Origin of the sequence: Pseudomonas sp. TMW22090, assembly GCF_022496665.1 — a bacterium.
Taxonomy (GTDB): domain Bacteria; phylum Pseudomonadota; class Gammaproteobacteria; order Pseudomonadales; family Pseudomonadaceae; genus Aquipseudomonas; species Aquipseudomonas gregormendelii.
On the sequence record NZ_SCFH01000003.1, the window covers coordinates 64,390 to 82,562 of the forward strand.

Consider the following 18,173-nt stretch of genomic DNA (forward strand, 5'->3'; position numbering starts at 1 on the left):
CATTAGCGCTTCTCTGTACTGGAAGTGCTCATGCCTGCGTCGAATCCCTCCCGCCCCCACACTGAAACCCTTGCCAACGGCCTGCGGGTGACGCTGCGCCACGCGCCGCATCTCAAGCGCTGCGCCGCAGTGCTGCGGGTGAATGCGGGCAGTCACGACGTGTCACTGGCGTGGCCTGGGCTCGCGCATTTTCTCGAACACCTGCTTTTTCTGGGCACCGAGCGTTTTCCCGCAGGCCAGGGCTTGATGGCCTACGTGCAAGGGCATGGCGGCCAGGTCAATGCGCGCACCAACGAACGTACCACCGATTTTTTCGTCGAACTGCCGCCAGCACTTTTCAGCGGTGGGCTGGAGCGCCTGTCGGACATGCTCGCTCACCCGCGTATGAACCTGGACGAACAGTTGCGCGAACGCGAAGTGCTGCACGCGGAATATGTCGCCTGGTCCCAGGACGCGACGGCGCAACAACAACATGCGCTGTTCGAAGGACTGTCGGCCACTCACCCGTTGCGGGGATTCCATGCGGGCAATCGCGACAGCCTGGCGGTCGAGCGGCCCGAGTTTCAGCGCGCCCTGCAGGACTTCCATCAGCATTTCTACCAAGCCGGGCAAATGACATTGAGCCTGGCGGGGCCGCAAAGTCTCGAGGATTTGAAGGCGTTGGCCGAGGTGTTCGCCCAACCTGTTGCCAAAGGTGAAAAAGTCCCGCAAACAGCTCCTGCCGCCCTGATGCAATCGGCAAGCAACAGTTATCGACTGGCCGGTGACGGGCGTGCAGATCTGCTGTTCGCGTTCGAGGCACTGCCTGGTTCGTCCCGCGAAGCGCTGGCGTTCCTGTGTCACTGGTTAAACGCGGTCAAACCCGCAGGGTTCCTCGCAGAGTTGCGCAAGGCTGGGCTGGCGGAACAATTGACCGCCAGGCCGCTGTATCAATTCGCCGGACAAGCGTTGCTGCACCTGGGCTTCACGACCACTCAACCGCACCAGGTGCTCGTGCTTCGCGAGAAACTGCAGGACTGGCTGGGCTTTTTTGCCGCCCAGCAGCATCAGCCGCAATGGCGCGACGAATTCAGCGCCCTGCTGCAACGCCAGCAGCGAATCAGCAGCGCCCTGCGCCTGGCGCAACTGGACAGCGAACAGGCCGGGACAAGCGACCACGAAGCGCTCGCGCTTGAGCAAATCCTCGCTCAAATCGGCGCTGTGGATAAGTTCAGCGGCCCATGGCAACTGCCACCTCCCAACCCGTTCCTGCACACAGAAACTGCAGCGCCCAGCGCCGGACTGATTCGTGGGCAGACCAGCAAGCATCGCGGCCTGCGTACCTTTGCCCAGGATCGCTTGCGCAGTCGCCGCGAACAATCGCCCATGCAGTTCAGCCAGGCGTTGCCGGACAATACGGATGAAGGCGCGATCCATCTGCGCTGGCGGCTGCCAGCCAGCCCTCGGCCTGAGCTTCAGGCAAACCTGGAGCAGCGTCTTCTGACCTTGCGTGAAGACGCGCGCCAGGCGGGTGTGGATTGCTCCTTCAGTGCCTGCGGCAATCAATGGCGCCTGAAAATGACCGGCCTGCAGGACCCCATGCCGATCATCCTCGAGCATGCGCTGAAAGAACTGACAAAGGCCGAGACCGATGTTCCACGGGAACTGCCCAAGCGCCTGGCGCTGATGCCTATTCGACAGTTGCTCGAGGCGTTGCCCGAGCAATGCCTGGAGCCAGTCGAGGAATCTGCAGATTTGCAGCACCTCTGGGCGGGAGCGCGCTGGGACGGGCTGGCCACCGGTCTTTCCAGCCAGACCCAGGCGGCAATGGGCCTGCCCTTGAGTCGCGTGCCAGGCATGGCGGACACCCAATTGACCGCACCCGCTTCGATCAATACCCAGCACCTGTGGACAACGATCGATACAGCCTCCAGTGAACACGCTCTGCTGCTGTTCTGTCCGGTCGCTACCCGGCAGATCGCTGACGAGGCAGCCTGGCGCCTGCTCGCGCACCTGTGCCAGACGCCCTTCTACCAGCGGCTTCGCGTGGAACAGCAGCTGGGTTATGCGGTGTTCAGTGCGCTGCGGCAGCTGCATGGCCAGGTGGGCATCGTCTTCGGGGTGCAATCGCCGAGCGTCGTTGCGCATGAGCTGCTCAAGCACATCGAGACCTTCATCAGCGACCTGCCGGCGATGCTTGAGGGCATCGACGAGGCAGCCATCGACACCCAGCGCCAGGCCTTGGCGGCTCAGTTCGACATCACTGCACTGGAGCAGTCCCAAGCCAGCGAACTACTGTGGCAGGGCAAACTGGGCGGCCACTCGTCGGATTATCTGGTGCAGTTGCAACGGGCACTTTTAACTACAGACTTACAGGCCCTGCTAGATGCAGCCCGCCGTCTTGATGAGGCCACCGGCGGGTGGCGCTGCCTGGCCAGCGCTGTGTCTCCCGGCCTGCCCTGGCAAGTGGCAAAATGATCATTACCGAGGCTGCAAAGAGCTTTCTCAAAGTTTCACGGGCAAGAGTTCTGTAATTTTGAGTAACATAGCCACCTAACTATCTGAACATCTCCAGCTGGAGGTGGACTATATGTATAGATCTCAACCGTCCCAACCACCTGAAGGAGCACTCCCATGTCCTGGTCCAAGCCTGCTTACACCGACCTGCGTATCGGCTTTGAAGTCACCATGTACTTCGCCAGCCGCTAATAAGTTGTTCTCGCGGTTCAGCGCCTCGGTTCACCGGGGCGTTTTTATTTTTCGGATTTGAAATGTTGGAGCGGCCATGTTTGTCCAGATTCTAGGTTCCGCCGCTGGCGGTGGTTTCCCCCAGTGGAACTGCAACTGCGCGAACTGCGCAGGCTTTCGCGACGGCAGCCTGAAGGCCACCGCGCGTACCCAGTCGTCCATCGCGATATCCGATGACGGCGTCAATTGGGTGCTGTGCAATGCCTCGCCGGACATACGCGCCCAGCTCCAGAGCTTCGCCCCGATGCAACCGGGCCGTGCACTGCGCGATACGGGCATCAGCGCGATCATCCTGATGGACAGCCAGATCGACCACACGACCGGCCTGCTCAGCCTGCGCGAAGGTTGCCCGCACCAGGTGTGGTGCACGGACATGGTTCATGAGGACCTGAGCACAGGATTTCCGTTGTTCACCATGCTGACCCACTGGAACGGAGGGTTGAGCTGGAACCGCATCGAGCTCGACCGCAGCTTCAGTATTCCCTCCAGCCCGAACCTGCGCTTCACTCCGCTGCCTTTGCGCAGTGCGGCACCGCCTTACTCGCCGCACCGCTTCGACCCGCATCCGGGTGACAACATCGGCCTGATCGTCGAAGATCTGAATACCGGCGGCAAGCTGTTCTATGCGCCAGGCCTGGGCAAGGTGGATGCGCCGTTGCTGGAGATCATGGCCTCCAGCGACTGCGTGCTGGTCGATGGCACGATGTGGGATGACGACGAGATGCAGCGTCGCGGCGTTGGTACTCGCACCGGTCGGGAAATGGGCCATCTGGCGCAAAACGGCCCGGGGGGCATGCTCGAAGTGCTGGAACAGCTGCCTGATCAGCGCAAGGTGCTTATCCACATCAACAACACCAACCCGATTCTCGATGAAGATTCGCCGCAGCGTGCGGAGCTGGTTCGGCGCAAGGTTGAAGTGGCCTATGACGGCATGAGTATTGTGCTGTAAGAAATCGAGACCGCTGCGCGGTCTATCGCCAGCAGGCTGGCTCCCACAGTTGATCGCATTCCCCTGTGGGAGCCAGCCTGCTGGCGATGAGGCCGGTACAGACGCTACAACTCTACGGTGATGCCCCGGAGAACCGAAATGCCCGACACCCCGATGTCCCCCACCGAATTCGAAGCCGCCCTGCGCGCCAAGGGCGCCTACTACCACATCTACCACCCCTACCACGTGGCGATGTACGAAGGTCGCGCCAGCCGCGAGCAAATTCAGGGCTGGGTCGCCAACCGCTTCTACTACCAGGTGAACATCCCCCTGAAAGATGCGGCGATCCTCGCCAACTGTCCGGACCGCGAAATCCGCCGCGAGTGGATACAACGCCTGCTCGACCACGACGGCGCCCCCGGTGAAGACGGCGGGATCGAAGCCTGGTTGCGCCTGGGCCAGGCCGTTGGCCTCGATCCGGACCAACTGCGCTCCCAGGAACTGGTGCTGCCCGGCGTGCGCTTCGCCGTGGACGCTTACGTCAATTTCGCCCGCCGGGCCAGTTGGCAGGAGGCCGCCAGCAGTTCCTTGACTGAACTGTTCGCACCGCAGATCCACCAGTCGCGCCTCGACAGCTGGCCGCAGCACTACCCGTGGATCGACCCTGCCGGCTACGAATATTTTCGTACCCGCCTGGGCCAGGCACGGCGCGATGTCGAGCACGGGCTGACCATTACCCTGCAGCACTACACGACGCGGGAAGGCCAGGAGCGCATGCTGGAAATTCTCCAGTTCAAACTGGACATTCTTTGGAGCATGCTCGATGCCATGAGCATGGCCTACGAACTGAACCGCCCGCCATATCACAGCGTGACCGCACAACGGGTCTGGCATAAAGGAATCATCTTATGAGTTTTGATCGCAGCAAAACCCCCACCTGGCGCCCGGGCTACCGTTTCCAATATGAACCGGCGCAGAAAGGCCACGTGCTGCTTTACCCCGAAGGCATGATCAAACTCAACGACAGCGCCGCCCTGATTGGCGGCCTGATCGACGGCGAGCGCGACGTGGCAACGATCATCGCCGAGCTGGACGCACAGTTCCCGGGTGTGCCCGAGCTCAGTGAAGACATTGAGCAATTCATGGAGGTCGCCCGTGCTCAGCACTGGATCGAACTTGCCTGACAGCGTGTCGGACAAGTTACCGCCCAAGCCTGAAATCGGCCTGCCTCTCTGGCTCCTGGCCGAGCTGACCTATCGCTGCCCCCTGCAATGCCCCTACTGCTCCAATCCCCTGGATTTCGCCGAGCAGGGCAAAGAGCTGAGCACCGAGCAGTGGATCAAGGTATTTCGCGAGGCGCGGGAAATGGGCGCCGCTCAGCTGGGCTTTTCCGGCGGTGAACCCCTGGTGCGCCAGGACCTCGCCGAACTGATCGCAGAAGCGCGCAAACTGGGCTTCTACACCAACCTGATTACCTCAGGCATCGGGCTTACCGAGCAGAAAATCAGCGACTTCAAGAAGGCTGGCCTGGACCACATTCAGATCAGTTTCCAGGCCAGCGACGAGCAAGTGAACAACTTGCTGGCCGGCTCGAAAAAGGCCTTCGCGCAGAAGCTGGAAATGGCCCGGGCAGTGAAAGCCCATGGCTACCCGATGGTGCTGAACTTCGTGACCCATCGGCACAACATCGACAAGATCGACCGCATCATCGAGCTGTGCATCGCCCTCGAGGCCGATTTCGTCGAGCTCGCGACGTGCCAGTTCTACGGCTGGGCGCAGCTCAATCGGGTCGGCCTGTTGCCAACCAGGGAACAACTGGTGCGTGCCGAGCGCATCACCAACGAATACCGGGCCAAACTGGAGGCCGAAGGGCATCCGTGCAAGCTGATCTTCGTCACGCCGGACTACTACGAAGAACGTCCGAAAGCCTGCATGAACGGCTGGGGCAGTATCTTCCTGACGGTCACCCCGGACGGCACCGCCCTGCCCTGTCACGGCGCGCGACAAATGCCTGTACAGTTCCCCAACGTGCGCGATCACAGCATGCAGCACATCTGGTACGACTCGTTCGGCTTCAACCGTTTTCGCGGTTACGACTGGATGCCTGAACCGTGCCGCTCGTGCGACGAGAAAGAAAAGGACTTCGGCGGCTGCCGCTGCCAGGCCTTCATGCTCACCGGAGACGCGAGCAATGCCGACCCGGTTTGCAGCAAGTCGCAACACCACGGCGTGATTCTCAAGGCCCGCGAAGAAGCCGAGCACGCGACCCAGACCATTGAACAACTGGCCTTTCGCAATGAACGAAACTCACGCCTCATCGCCAAAAGTTGAGCCTTTCAGCGCCGCCAGGGCCGTCGCCGCCGGTGTCGACTTTGCTGAGCTGCAGCTTGGCTCCCAGGGTTTGTTCTGGAACGAGTACCGTCCCGAGGATGGCGCGTGTCGCATCTGGCATTGGCGCAATAGTCAGGCCCGCTGCCTGACGCCTGCCGGGTTCAGCGTGCGCAGTCGTGTCTACGAATATGGCGGCGGCGCGTTCTGCCTGACCGATGACGGGATTGTTTTCGTCAACGAGGCTGACCAGCAACTGTATCGACAGTCGCTGGCCGGTGAAACTCCGGTCGGGCTGACTTCAGGTGAATGCCGTTATGGTGACCTGCAATTCGCCGATGGTCAGGTCCTGGCCGTCGAGGAGCACCGGGACTGCCATCGACTGGTCGCCATCGATATTGCCAACGGCAGCCGTCACCTGCTGGCAGAAGGTGCCGACTTCTACGCCGCGCCGACCCTGAGCATAGATGCCCGGCGCCTGGCGTGGATCGAATGGAGCCGACCACATCAACCCTGGACGGCTACCCGATTGATGGTCGCCGAGCGCGACAGTGATGGCGGTTTCAACACCCCGCGCTGCGTGGCCGGTCAGCGCAACGACGAATCACTCCAGCAACCGCGCTTCGATACCCGTGGTCGCCTCTCCTGCCTGACCGATCGCGCCGGCTACTGGCAGCCCTGGATCGAGGCCGAAGACGGGCTGCGCCCGCTTCCCGCAGCCGCTGCCGACCACGCCCCCGCGCCGTGGCAGCTCGGTGGCTGTACCTGGCTGCCCCTGGCCGACGACAGCTACCTGGCAAGCTGGACCGAAGAAGGTTTTGGCAAACTGGGCCTGGCAGGCAATCAAGATAAAGATTTCACGGGCGGCTACAGTCGCTTTCGGCATCTCGCCCTTGATGAGCAGTTCATCTATTGCATCGCGGCTTCGCCGGTCAGCCCATCAGCCGTGATCGCCGTCGATCGCGCCACCGGCGAGTTCAACGTGCTGGCCGGAGGCATCGCGCCACTGCCTGCCGATCAGATCAGCACTGCGCAAACCCTGCGCTATCCCAGCGGATCGGGTGAAGCCCATGGCTTCTTCTATCCGGCGATGAGCGCTGAGGCGAAGCCGCCGCTGGTAGTGTTCATCCACGGCGGCCCAACTTCCGCCTGCTATCCGATGCTCGATCCGCGAATCCAGTACTGGACGCAACGCGGCTTCGCCGTGGCCGACCTGAATTATCGTGGCAGCAGCGGTTATGGCCGAGCCTATCGTCAGGCGCTGCACTTGAGTTGGGGCGAAGTGGACGTCGAAGACGCCTGTGCCGTCGTTTCCCATCTGGCCGACAGCGGGTTGATTGACGGTGACCAGGCATTCATCCGCGGCGGCAGCGCCGGTGGCTACACCACCCTGTGTGCGCTGGCTTTTCACCACGTCTTCCGCGCAGGCGCCAGTCTTTACGGCGTGAGCGACCCCGTGGCCCTTGGCCGCGCCACTCACAAGTTCGAAGGTGACTACCTCGATTGGCTGATCGGCGACCCGGTGCAGGATGCCGAACGCTACGCCGCACGAACCCCTTTGCTGCATGCGGGCAACATTGGTGTGCCGATGATTTTTTTCCAGGGTGAACTGGATGCCGTGGTGGTACCGCAGCAGACCCGTGACATGGTCAAGGCGTTGCAGGACAACGGCATTGCGGTGGAAGCGCATTACTACGCGGACGAGCGCCACGGTTTTCGCAAGGCGAGCAACCAGGCGCACGCGCTGGAGCAGGAGTGGTTGTTCTATCGGCGGGTGCTGGGGCTGGACATGTGCTGACACCGCAGTGCCAGCATCGCCGCCAGCTAGCTCCTACACCTGCAGGAGCTGGCTGGATGGCGATTGCAATCTAGCTGACGCAACACATCTCAACGCTTGGCGATGATATAAACCGCATGCACGATCCCTGGAATATACCCGCACAGCGTCAGCAGAATGTTCAGCCAGAATGCCCCGCCGAAACCGACCTGCAGGAACACACCCAGTGGCGGCAACAGAATGGCGATGATGATTCGAATGATATCCATGGGTCAGCTCCTGATTGAAGTAGGCTCCGGTGAGCCGCACACCTAATCGACCCGCGCCGTTCGTCAGGGTTCACTGCTTCCCACGTTTAGCGCATCCATACAGGCAAAAAAACGCCCCACGCCAAAAAAATCAGGCCTGGGGCGATGCGTTATACCGCGAGACGGTTCGGAAATTCCTGCAGGAAGGGTCTGGTCAGACGGCAATCCCTTTGCGGCACTGCAGTTGCGCGGTGCGCACGCGAGAGAACGCACGGGCCAGGCGCAGGAGCATCTCGTCGACGTTGGCTTTGCTCACCGTGAGTGCCGGGGTGAAGCGCAGGCAAGCCGGTTGCGGGGCGTCGATCAGCAAGCCTTCGTACAGCGCGGCTTTGACCACTGCCTCGGCCGAGTCGTCGGACAGATCCAACCCCCAAAGCAGCCCTTGCCCGCGCAGTTCGCCGTGGCCGTAACGGTGCGCCAGACGCGCCAGGCCTTCGCGCAAGTGCTGGCCGACCGTGGCGACATGCTCGAGAAATCCCCGGTCCTGCAGCGCATCCATTACTGCCAGGCCCGCAGCGCTCATCAGCGCATTACCGTGATGGGTCCCCGCCAGCTCACCCGGGTCGAAACAACAGGCAGTGCCCCGGGCGAGTAAGGCGGCCAGCGGTACTCCCCCGCCCAAGCCTTTGCCCAGCACGACGATATCGGCACGGACATCACAGGATTGTTCCACGAGTAGCTGGCCGCATCGGCCGAGACCGGTCTGCACTTCATCGAAGATCAGCAAAATACCCAGCTCGCGGCACAAACGCTCGACGCCCTTGAGGTAATTCGCGGTGGCCGGGATGACGCCTGCTTCGCTCTGGATCGGCTCAAGCATAATCGCCACCGTTCTGGCGTCGACAGCCGCATGCAGGGCCGCGAGGTCGTTGAACGGAACGTGACTGAAGCCTGGCAGTTGCGGTTCGAACCGATTGGTCAGCGTCGAGCTGTCCGACGCCGAAATAGTCGCGAGACTGCGGCCATGGCAAGCATTGCTGGCCACGATGATGCGCGAGGCTCCGGCACGGTACCGCTGCCCCCATTTACGCGCCAGCTTGATTGCCGCTTCGCAGGCTTCGGTGCCGGTGTTGAGCAAGTACGCCTGGTCGCTACCGGTGAGCTGGCATAGTCGTGCGGCCAGGCTGAGCATGGCGCGGTTGTGCAAGGCAAAGCCGGGGTTGATCAGCGCCTGCGCCTGCTCGGCAATCGCACTTACAAGCGCTGAAGGGCTATGCCCCAAGCTGTTGGCACCTCGCCCCTGGGTGAAATCCAGATACGCCCGGTCGGCGCTGTCCCACAGCCAGGAGCCCTGGCCGCGCACGAATACTTGCTGAGGGCGCTCGACGCTGGGCATCAGGTACTCGCGGGAGGGGTTAACCGTTGTAGATGGCGCAATCGCGTCCAGGGCGAGGTCGTCAAGGTCCGGGAGACCACGACGCATTTTGAACAGATTCATCAGATTTCACCTCGGTGGAGGTTTTTTGTATTGCCTATGTAAATGACTTCGACGTAATCGGTGTTCATCGTCCGCGCGGGCCCTGTAAGCCTTCTGATTGCGGTTAGACTAGGCGGATGCGCAACATTCGACCATTTCGATTTAGCAGTATTTTCGATAAGAGTTACTTATGGATTTCAAGCAATTACGTTATTTCGTCGCGGTCTACGAAGAAGGTCATGTGGGCCGGGCGGCAGAGCGTCTGGCTATCTCGCAGCCCGCACTGTCGCAGCAGATCCGCCACCTTGAGGAAAACCTCGACGTCAGCCTGTTCGAGCGCAGCAGCAAGCGCCTGCTGCCAACCCTGGCCGCTCACACTTTGTACAACCACGCCCTGCCCTTGCTAGATGGCTTGCAGCGCGCGCGTGAAGCACTGGGCAGCTTCAAGGGCCAGGCCCTGCGCACCCTGGCCATCGGCGTATTGCAGACCGTCCACACCAGCCTGGTGCCGCAGATGCTCGAACGGGTGCGCAAGGCCCAACCGCACCTGGTGGTGCAGATCTATGAATTGACCGGCCTGGAAATCGAACGACGCTTGCTCAATGGATCGCTGGATATCGGCATCAGCTACCTGCCGCCCCGCCAGCCAGGTTTACACGGGGTGTTGCTGTACGAAGATGAACTGACGCTGGTCATCCCGGCGGATCACCCGTTGCGTGAATTCAAGAAAGTCTCGATGAGCCAGGCCGCCGAACTGCCAATGTTATTGCTGGGGGAGGAGTTTCAGGTGCGGCAGATCTGGCAGACACAGCTAGCCAATCTTGGACGGCGCCCGCAAGTGCAGGCGGAACTGAATAATATGGCGGGGATTCTCGACAGCCTGCCGCACACCCGCCTGGCCACGGTACTTCCGGGACGCTCACAAAAGGCCCTGGGCAACGACGAACTGCTATGGAAACCGCTGACCGAGCCGCGGGTGCCGTTGAAGGTAGGCTTGGTGTGTCGGGATGTACAGCGTCAACAAGCCTCGCTGGCCTTGTTGCGTACACTGCTGGAAGAGGTCATCAATGGTCCGGTCGAGCGTTAGGCGCGCAGCCCGGCATTTTCTTGCGGACAAAGAAAACCCCGCCGAAGCGGGGCTTTGCAGACTGTTTCCCTGACATCCATTTCGCTCCGCCGTCCTGGCAGAATCCTACGTGTCCGTGTTGTTGCTTTGCGCTTCCTGCGCGACGTCCATGTGAAGTAGATTAGCTCTGGATCCAATTTTCGCATAGGGCAGATCGGCAGCACGTCGTGTAAGCAAATGCTTACATGGCGTTACATCTCTAAAATTGTGCTGCATCCAGCAGGAACAGCGACTCGCTGCCGGCCTTCACCGAAGCGCTCAACGAATGAATACGCGGCAGCAGACGTGCGAAGTAGAAACGCGCAGTGCCCAGTTTGCTCGCGTAGAAATCATCCTGATTTTCCTTGCCGAACGCGGCCTTGGCCATCAGCGCCCACATATAGGCGTAGGCTACATAACCAAAGGCCTGCAGGTACTCGACCGAGGCGGCACCAATTTCATTAGGGTTGCTTTTGGCACGATCCAGCAGCCAGGCAGTCAGCTCGTCGAGTGTTGTCACGGCATCGTTGAGCGGTTTGGTGAACTCCGCAAGGTCGGCGCTCGCCGTCGCGGTGAAGTGACGGATCTCGTCAGCGAACAGGTTATAAAACGCCCCGCCGCTGCCGACGATCTTGCGGCCGACCAGATCCAGTGCCTGGATGCCGTTAGTGCCTTCGTAGATCTGCGTGATCCGCACGTCGCGCACCAGTTGCTCCTGGCCCCATTCGCGAATGTAGCCATGGCCACCAAAGACCTGCTGGCCATGCACGGTAGTCTCCAGCCCCAGGTCGGTCAGGAACGCCTTGGCGACCGGGGTCAGCAGCGCCACCAGGTCTTCTGCGCGCTTGCGGGTGACCGCTTCCTCGCTGAACTTGGCCGTGTCGAGTTGCATCGCCACGTAGGTGGAGAACGCACGGCCGCCTTCGTTCGAGGCTTTCATGGTCAGCAGCATGCGCCGCACGTCCGGGTGGACGATGATCGGGTCAGCCACCTTGTCCTTGTTTTGCGCGCCTGTCGGCGAACGGCTCTGCAGGCGGTCGCGAGCGTATTCAACGGCGTTCTGGTAGGAGCGTTCGCCTGTGGCCAGCCCTTGAATGCCGACGCCCAGGCGCTCGTAGTTCATCATGGTAAACATCGCCGCCAGGCCTTTGTTCGGCTCGCCGACCAGATAACCCACGGCTTCGTCGAAGTTCATCACGCAGGTCGCGGAGGCCTGGATGCCCATCTTGTGTTCGATCGACCCGCAATTGGCCGGGTTGCGCGCGCCCAGGCTGCCATCGGCATTGACCATGAACTTGGGCACCAGGAACAGCGAAATACCCTTGGGCCCCGCAGGTGCGTCCGGCAGTTTGGCCAGCACCAGGTGGATGATGTTCTCGGTCAGGTCGTGTTCGCCACCGGTGATGAAGATCTTCGTGCCGCTGACCTTGTAGGAGCCGTCGGCCTGAGGCTCGGCCCTGGTGCGGATGATCCCCAGGTCGGTACCGGCGTGCGGTTCGGTCAGGCACATCGAGCCTGCCCAGATACCGGCGTACATGTTCGGCAGGTAGGCCGCCTTGAGCTCTTCGCTGGCATGGGCATTGATAGACAGGCAGGCGCCGGCGGTCAGCATCGGGTACAGCCCGAAGGACAGGCTGGCAGAGTTGACCATCTCTTCGACCTGAGCCGACACCGCCTTGGGCATGCCCATGCCACCATAGGCCGGATCACCGCCTACACCGACCCAACCGCCTTCGGCGTACGTCTGATAAGCCTGGGGGAAACCTGCCGGTGTGGTGACGGCACCGTCCGCCCAATGGCAACCTTCTTCATCGGCCGCGCGACTGAGCGGTGCGATACTTTTGCTGGTGACCTTGCCGGCTTCCTCGAGAATGGCCTCTACAGTCTGCGCGTCGACGGTGTCGGCCAGCGCAGGCAACTCGGCCCAGAGTTTGGCGACCTCGAACACTTCATTGAGAACGAAGCGCATATCGCGCAGGGGCGCTTTGTAGTCAGCCATGGCAAACCTCGCAGGATCTTTACAGTTGATTCACGGAAAGTACTTCGGTGAATCGAGTGTAACCCAACAACTTTTACGACACATAGCGTCAGCTTGTGACTGTTTTGTAATTTTTGGTCACTGAAAACAACATCGCAGACACCGCCTGCCCCCGCAGGAGCTGCCGAAGACTGCGATCTTTACGACTTATAGCGCAAACAATTGTGCCGGCAACTTCATCAGGCAGTCGCTACCCGCCTCGATAGCCGCCCGGTGAGCCGATGTTCGCGGCAGCAATCGCTTGAAGTAGAACTCGCTGGTGGCCAGTTTAGCCCGGCAGTAATCGGCATCGCCGCCGCCCTCGTCCAGCTGCGCCTGCGCGACCAGCGCCATGCGCAACCACAGATAGCCAAGGATGATGTAGCCGCTGTACATCAGGTAATCCACAGAGGCGGCGCCGACTTCGTCGGGGTTTTTCATGGCGGCCATGCCCACCTGGGTGGTCACCTCGCCCCATTGCCGGTTCAAATCGTTCAACTGCGCCACGTAGCTGGACAACTGAGGATGCGCGGCGTTGGCGACGCAGAACTTGTGCACGACCTTGGTGAAGCCCCGCAGCAACTTGCCCTGGCTGCCAAGCACTTTGCGCCCCAGCAGGTCCAGCGCCTGGATGCCGTTGGTGCCTTCATAGATCGGCGCAATGCGGCAGTCCCGCACCAACTGCTCCATGCCCCACTCGCGGATAAACCCGTGGCCGCCGTACACCTGCATGCCGAGGTTAGTCACCTCCAGGCCAGTATCGGTCATGAACGCTTTGCAGATGGGGGTCAGGAACGCCAGCAAGTCCTCGGCGTCCTGTCGCGCCGTTGCGTCCGCGCTCAAGTGCGCGACGTCCAGCAACTGCGCGGTGAAATAGGTGAGTGCCCGATTGCCTTCGTTGAAGGCCTTCATGGTCAGCAGCATGCGGCGTACATCGGGGTGCACGATGATCGGATCGGCGGGCTTGTCCGGTGCTTTGGGTCCGGTCAGCGAGCGCATCTGCAGACGATCGTTGGCGTACTTGATCGCCCCCTGAAAACTCGCTTCTCCCAGGCATAACCCCTGCATGCCGGTGCCTAGGCGGGCATGGTTCATCATGGTGAACATGCAGTTGAGGCCCTTGTTAGGTTCACCGATCAGGTAACCCGTGGCGCCATCGAAGTTCAGCACGCAGGTGGCCGAGGCCTTGATGCCCATCTTGTGCTCGATCGAACCGCAGGTGACACCGTTGCGCTCGCCGGCTTCGCCTTGGCTATCGGGCAGGAACTTGGGCACGATGAACAGCGAGATCCCTTTGGTGCCGGCGGGTGCATCCGGCAGCTTGGCCAGTACCAGGTGAATGATGTTGTCACTCAGGTCATGCTCGCCGGCTGAAATGAAGATCTTGCTGCCAGAGACGGCATAGCTGCCATCCGCCGCAGGCACGGCGCGGGTCTTGATGATGCCCAGGTCCGTGCCGCAGTGGGCTTCGGTCAGGCACATGGTGCCGGTCCACTGGCCTGCGGTGAGTTTGCTCAGGTAGGTCTGTTTCTGCTCTTGAGTGCCGTGGGCGTGGATCGCCGACATGGCGCCATGGGTCAGCCCCGGGTACATGCCCCAGGACGTATTGCTGGAACCGACCATCTCGCTGATCACCAGCCCCAGGGAGCTGGGCAAACCCTGGCCGCCATATGCCGGATCTGCCGCGAGGCCATGCCAGCCACCTTCAACATATTGCGCGAAAGCTTGCTTGAAGCCTGCCGGCGTGGTCACCACACCCTTGTCGAAATGACAGCCTTCTTCGTCACCGCTGCGGTTGAGCGGTGCGAGCACGTTCTCGCAGAATTTCGCGCCCTCTTCGAGGATCGCACTGACCATGTCCGGGCTGGCGTCGGTGGCGCCGAGGGCCGCGTAGTTGCTGTGAAAGTCGAAGACGTGGTCGATCAGAAAGCGCATGTCGCGCAGGGGAGCTTTGTACTCGGGCATGGTCATTTCTCCGGCAGCAGATCATTGCAACCTACTGCCGCCGAACCCGCCGGACAATCACAGTCCAGACGCTGAATGCGCCACCATCACTCAATCCGTAGCGGCTTCCATGCGCACCGCGCCCCGGCGGTTCTGCCCAAAGACCACGACGCAGTTGCGCCCCGCGCCCTTGGCGCTGTAAAGCGCTTCGTCCGCCGACTTGAGCACGCGATCTGGCGTGCGCTGCTCCAGCCGTTCCGCCACGCCGATGCTGACCGTCACCGACACACTCGACGTGCCCGCCCCCGCACGCCGCTGGCGTCCTTGTTGATCATCCTGGGGGCGGCTGTCCGGGTTACGCAGATGGATATTGTAGGTGGCGATGGATTCGCGGATGAGCTCCAGGTGCGGCAAACATTCCTCCAGGGTTTTCCCGGCGAACACCACGGCAAATTCCTCGCCACCATAGCGATACGCCCGCCCGCCACCGCCGACCCTCGACAGCTTGCTGGCCACCAGCCGCAGCACCTGATCGCCGACATCGTGGCCATGGGTATCGTTGAATTTCTTGAAGTGATCGACGTCGCTCATCGCCAGCACATAATTGCGCCCCAGGCGTTGCATGCGTTCGTTCAGGGCGCGCCGACCCGGCAGGCCGGTGAGCTCGTCGCGAAAGGCCATTTGATAGGCTTCATGGGCCACCGCCGTCGCGATCATCAGCATCACCTGGCTGCACATGATGTTCAGGGTGAACGGCAGGATGAACGTCTCCGGCAACATCCAGAACAGGCCGAGCAGGCCGACCAATTGCGCGGCATGCAGAGGCCTGGGATGACGCCAGTATTGCCACGCCAGCAGCAGGAAAGCCGCGATAAACACCGGATACGCCAACTGGATCAGGCTCATCCAGGCGCCGTGCACGGCGGGCCAGCGAATTTCCGCCAGCCACATTAGCAGGGCCTGGGGATAACTTTGCTCCAGCGCCAGCGCGACACTGCCAACGGCCAGTAACACCGCGAAGCGCGCCAGCATGTCCTGGAACAGATGAGTGCGCTCCTGCCAGGCGGCGAATACTGCGAACAGCAGCGGCAGTAACAGGCAGCACAGATGAAACACCACCGCCGCATCATCGCGGACTTTGCCGTTGTCGCGGTAGTAGTCGGTCTGAGTGTCGAGCAGATAGTAGGCGATGTACACCGTCAACATCAGGAACAATTCGCGCTGGCGCCGATAGACCGCGCAATAGGCGCCGCCGAGCAGCAATACCAGGGTTGGCAACACATTGAACAGCGAAGTGAAAAAGACGTTGAGATCCTTGACGTAAGCAGCCGAGAGCCCCGCAATCAAGAGCAGCAATGAAGGCAGGAAATGGCTGAGACGTACAGCGGATGGACGCGGCAAGGGTAAGTTCCAGCCTGTTAAGGTTGATGGCAGTGCGCGTGAATGATTGCAGTAAAACACAGCGCCAAATGGGATGTCATATGGCCATCTTCTATAACGGCCGCAAAGGTGTATTTCTTGATGGATCGGGGCAAATATTTATGCGTCCCTTGGCTGCTCCCGGCAAATGACAGGCATAAAAAAACCGCTGCTCCCGAGGAAGCAGCGGTTTTGTCAGACCCGCCCGAAGCTTAGTAGCCCAGCGCGAAGTTCTCTTCTTTCATGTCCATCAGGTTGCCAGCACCCGACAGCATGGTTGCCACGTGCGTACGAGTACGCGGCAGGATGCGCTGGAAGTAGAAGCGCGCGGTCTGCAGCTTGGCGGTGTAGAACGCCTCGTCGGAAGTGCCGGCAGCCAGTTTTTCAGCAGCCAGGCGCGCCATGTCAGCCCAGAAGTAGGCCAGGCAGGCGTAACCGGAGTACATCAGGTAATCCACCGAAGCGGCGCCGACTTCTTCGCGGTCCTTCATGGCGGCCATGCCGACCTTCATGGTCAACTCGCCCCACTCTTTGTTCAGTGCAGCCAAAGGGGTGACGAACTCCTGAACGGCTTCGTTGCCTTCGTTGGTCTGGCAGAACTTGTGGACAATCTTGGTGAAACCTTTGAGGGCTTCGCCTTGGGTCATCAGCACTTTACGGCCCAGCAGGTCGAGGGCCTGGATACCGGTGGTGCCTTCGTACAGCATCGAAATGCGGCTGTCGCGAACGTTCTGCTCCATGCCCCACTCGGCGATGAAGCCGTGGCCGCCATAGATCTGTACGCCGTGGTTGGCCGATTCAAAGCCGACTTCAGTCATGAAGGCCTTGGCAATCGGGGTCATGAACGCCAGCAGTGCGTCGGCTTTCTTCTTCTCTTCTTCGTCTACGCCGTATTTGACGATGTCGACCTGTTTGGCAGTGAAGTAAACCATTGCACGGTTACCTTCAGCGAAAGCCTTCATGGTCAACAGCATGCGACGTACGTCAGGGTGCACGATGATCGGGTCCGCGGCTTTTTCCGGCGCTTTCGGGCCAGTCAGCGAGCGCATTTGCAAACGATCGCGAGCGTATTTCAGGCCGCCCTGGAAGCCGATCTCGGCGTGTGCCAGACCTTGCAGCGCGGTACCCAGGCGTGCGGTGTTCATAAAGGTGAACATGCAGTTCAGGCCTTTGTTCGCCGGGCCGATCAGGAAGCCGGTAGCCGCGTCGAAGTTCATTACGCAGGTGGCGTTACCGTGGATGCCCATCTTGTGTTCCAGGGAACCACAGGTCACAGCGTTGCGTTCGCCGATTGAACCGTCAGCGTTCGGCATGAACTTGGGAACGATGAACAGCGAAATGCCCTTGGTGCCAGCCGGTGCATCCGGCAGGCGTGCCAACACGATGTGGACGATGTTGTCGGCCATGTCGTGTTCGCCGGCCGAGATGAAAATCTTGGTGCCGGAGACTTTGTAGGAACCGTCGGCCTGAGGTTCGGCCTTGGTGCGCAGCATGCCCAGGTCAGTACCGCAGTGTGGTTCGGTCAGGCACATGGTACCGGTCCACTCGCCGGACACCAGCTTGGTCAGGTAAGCCTCTTGCTGCTCAGGCGTGCCGTGCTCGGAAATGGTGTTCATCGCGCCATGGGAAAGGCCAGGGTACATGCCCCACGACCAGTTCGCTTCGCCGACCATTTCGCTGACTGCCAGGCCCAGTGACTCCGGCAAGCCTTGGCCGCCGTGCTCCACGTCGTGAGCCAGACTCGGCCAGCCGCCTTCGACGAATTGCTTGTAAGCCTCTTTGAAGCCAGTCGGGGTCTTCACGCCGGACTCGCTCCAGGTGCAGCCTTCGGTGTCACCCACGCGGTTCAGCGGAGCCAGTACCTGCTCACAAAACTTGGCGCCCTCTTCGAGAATGGCGTCAACCATGTCCGGAGTCGCGTCTGCGCAAGCCGGAAGGCTCGAATAGTGCGCTTCGTAGCCGAGCAGCTCGTCACGAACGAAGCGAATATCACGCAAGGGGGCCTTGTAGTCAGGCATAGCGATAAACCTCTGCTGATGTAACCGGGGATGAACGACCGCGTTGATTTGTTGTGGCGGTCAAACAGTTGTTTGAAACATACGTTTACGACCAAAACTTGTCAAGCGCCGATCTTTTGCCGTTCGTCATCATGGCTACGACGTTTTCAACACGCAGCCGAACCCGGCCGCTGGCGCATTGCAGC

At 61.0% G+C, this 18,173-nt stretch carries 14 protein-coding genes; 8 read left to right on the top strand and 6 right to left on the bottom strand.

Translation table 11 applies throughout. The features are described 5' to 3' along the window. Nucleotides 1–30 precede the first annotated feature (30 nt). The 7 genes from pqqF to EQV97_RS09580 all read left to right on the top strand — a co-directional run bounded on the left by pqqF (nt 31) and on the right by EQV97_RS09580 (nt 7,781). Nucleotides 31–2,457, top strand: coding sequence for a pyrroloquinoline quinone biosynthesis protein PqqF (pqqF, locus tag EQV97_RS09550; RefSeq protein ID WP_240888867.1), 2,427 nt, complete (start codon nt 31–33; stop codon nt 2,455–2,457). 156 nt (nt 2,458–2,613) lie between these two features. Then, nucleotides 2,614–2,688: a pyrroloquinoline quinone precursor peptide PqqA gene (gene pqqA / locus EQV97_RS09555; protein ID WP_009045898.1), complete on the top strand. Its 75-nt coding sequence runs from the start codon at nt 2,614–2,616 to the stop codon at nt 2,686–2,688. Between the two features lie 76 nt (nt 2,689–2,764). After that, nucleotides 2,765–3,676 carry a pyrroloquinoline quinone biosynthesis protein PqqB gene (pqqB, locus tag EQV97_RS09560; RefSeq protein ID WP_122841245.1) on the top strand — a complete coding sequence of 304 codons (912 nt, stop codon included), beginning with the start codon at nt 2,765–2,767 and terminating at the stop codon, nt 3,674–3,676. Between the two features lie 138 nt (nt 3,677–3,814). Next, the gene (pqqC, locus tag EQV97_RS09565; RefSeq protein ID WP_240888868.1) at nt 3,815–4,567 is read left to right on the top strand and encodes a pyrroloquinoline-quinone synthase PqqC; all 753 of its coding nucleotides are present in this window, start codon (nt 3,815–3,817) and stop codon (nt 4,565–4,567) included. Beyond that, nucleotides 4,564–4,839 (top strand): pyrroloquinoline quinone biosynthesis peptide chaperone PqqD, encoded by a 276-nt coding sequence (gene pqqD, locus EQV97_RS09570; protein WP_045059948.1) that lies wholly within the window; start codon nt 4,564–4,566, stop codon nt 4,837–4,839. Before pqqC ends, pqqD begins: the two co-directional genes overlap by 4 nt. Before the next feature lie 4 nt (nt 4,840–4,843). Next, complete coding sequence (gene pqqE / locus EQV97_RS09575) at nt 4,844–5,986, top strand: pyrroloquinoline quinone biosynthesis protein PqqE (RefSeq protein WP_163019526.1); 1,143 nt, start codon at nt 4,844–4,846, stop codon at nt 5,984–5,986. Continuing rightward, on the top strand, nt 5,952–7,781 hold the full coding sequence (locus tag EQV97_RS09580; protein ID WP_240888869.1) for a S9 family peptidase: 1,830 nt from the start codon (nt 5,952–5,954) through the stop codon (nt 7,779–7,781). Before pqqE ends, EQV97_RS09580 begins: the two co-directional genes overlap by 35 nt. An 89-nt stretch (nt 7,782–7,870) precedes the next feature. Here the strand turns inward: EQV97_RS09580 and EQV97_RS09585 are convergent, their stop codons facing one another. Both EQV97_RS09585 and EQV97_RS09590 read right to left on the bottom strand, forming a co-directional pair. Further along, the gene (locus EQV97_RS09585) at nt 7,871–8,029 is read right to left on the bottom strand and encodes a YqaE/Pmp3 family membrane protein (RefSeq protein ID WP_033050408.1); all 159 of its coding nucleotides are present in this window, start codon (nt 8,027–8,029) and stop codon (nt 7,871–7,873) included. A gap of 193 nt (nt 8,030–8,222) precedes the next feature. Then, nucleotides 8,223–9,506 carry an aminotransferase class III-fold pyridoxal phosphate-dependent enzyme gene (locus tag EQV97_RS09590; RefSeq protein WP_240888870.1) on the bottom strand — a complete coding sequence of 428 codons (1,284 nt, stop codon included), beginning with the start codon at nt 9,504–9,506 and terminating at the stop codon, nt 8,223–8,225. 169 nt (nt 9,507–9,675) lie between these two features. Between EQV97_RS09590 and EQV97_RS09595 the strand changes: the two genes are divergently transcribed. Next, nucleotides 9,676–10,572: a LysR family transcriptional regulator gene (locus tag EQV97_RS09595; protein WP_122841240.1), complete on the top strand. Its 897-nt coding sequence runs from the start codon at nt 9,676–9,678 to the stop codon at nt 10,570–10,572. Between the two features lie 238 nt (nt 10,573–10,810). Here the strand turns inward: EQV97_RS09595 and EQV97_RS09600 are convergent, their stop codons facing one another. From EQV97_RS09600 to EQV97_RS09615, 4 genes are all read right to left on the bottom strand, one after another. Further along, nucleotides 10,811–12,589, bottom strand: coding sequence for an acyl-CoA dehydrogenase C-terminal domain-containing protein (locus EQV97_RS09600; RefSeq protein ID WP_122841239.1), 1,779 nt, complete (start codon nt 12,587–12,589; stop codon nt 10,811–10,813). Nucleotides 12,590–12,775: 186 nt separating this feature from the next. Further along, on the bottom strand, nt 12,776–14,572 hold the full coding sequence (locus EQV97_RS09605; protein WP_240888871.1) for an acyl-CoA dehydrogenase C-terminal domain-containing protein: 1,797 nt from the start codon (nt 14,570–14,572) through the stop codon (nt 12,776–12,778). 90 nt (nt 14,573–14,662) lie between these two features. After that, nucleotides 14,663–15,952 carry a GGDEF domain-containing protein gene (locus tag EQV97_RS09610; RefSeq protein ID WP_122841237.1) on the bottom strand — a complete coding sequence of 430 codons (1,290 nt, stop codon included), beginning with the start codon at nt 15,950–15,952 and terminating at the stop codon, nt 14,663–14,665. Between the two features lie 230 nt (nt 15,953–16,182). After that, nucleotides 16,183–17,988: a phenylacyl-CoA dehydrogenase gene (locus EQV97_RS09615; RefSeq protein ID WP_122841236.1), complete on the bottom strand. Its 1,806-nt coding sequence runs from the start codon at nt 17,986–17,988 to the stop codon at nt 16,183–16,185. Nucleotides 17,989–18,173 lie beyond the last annotated feature (185 nt).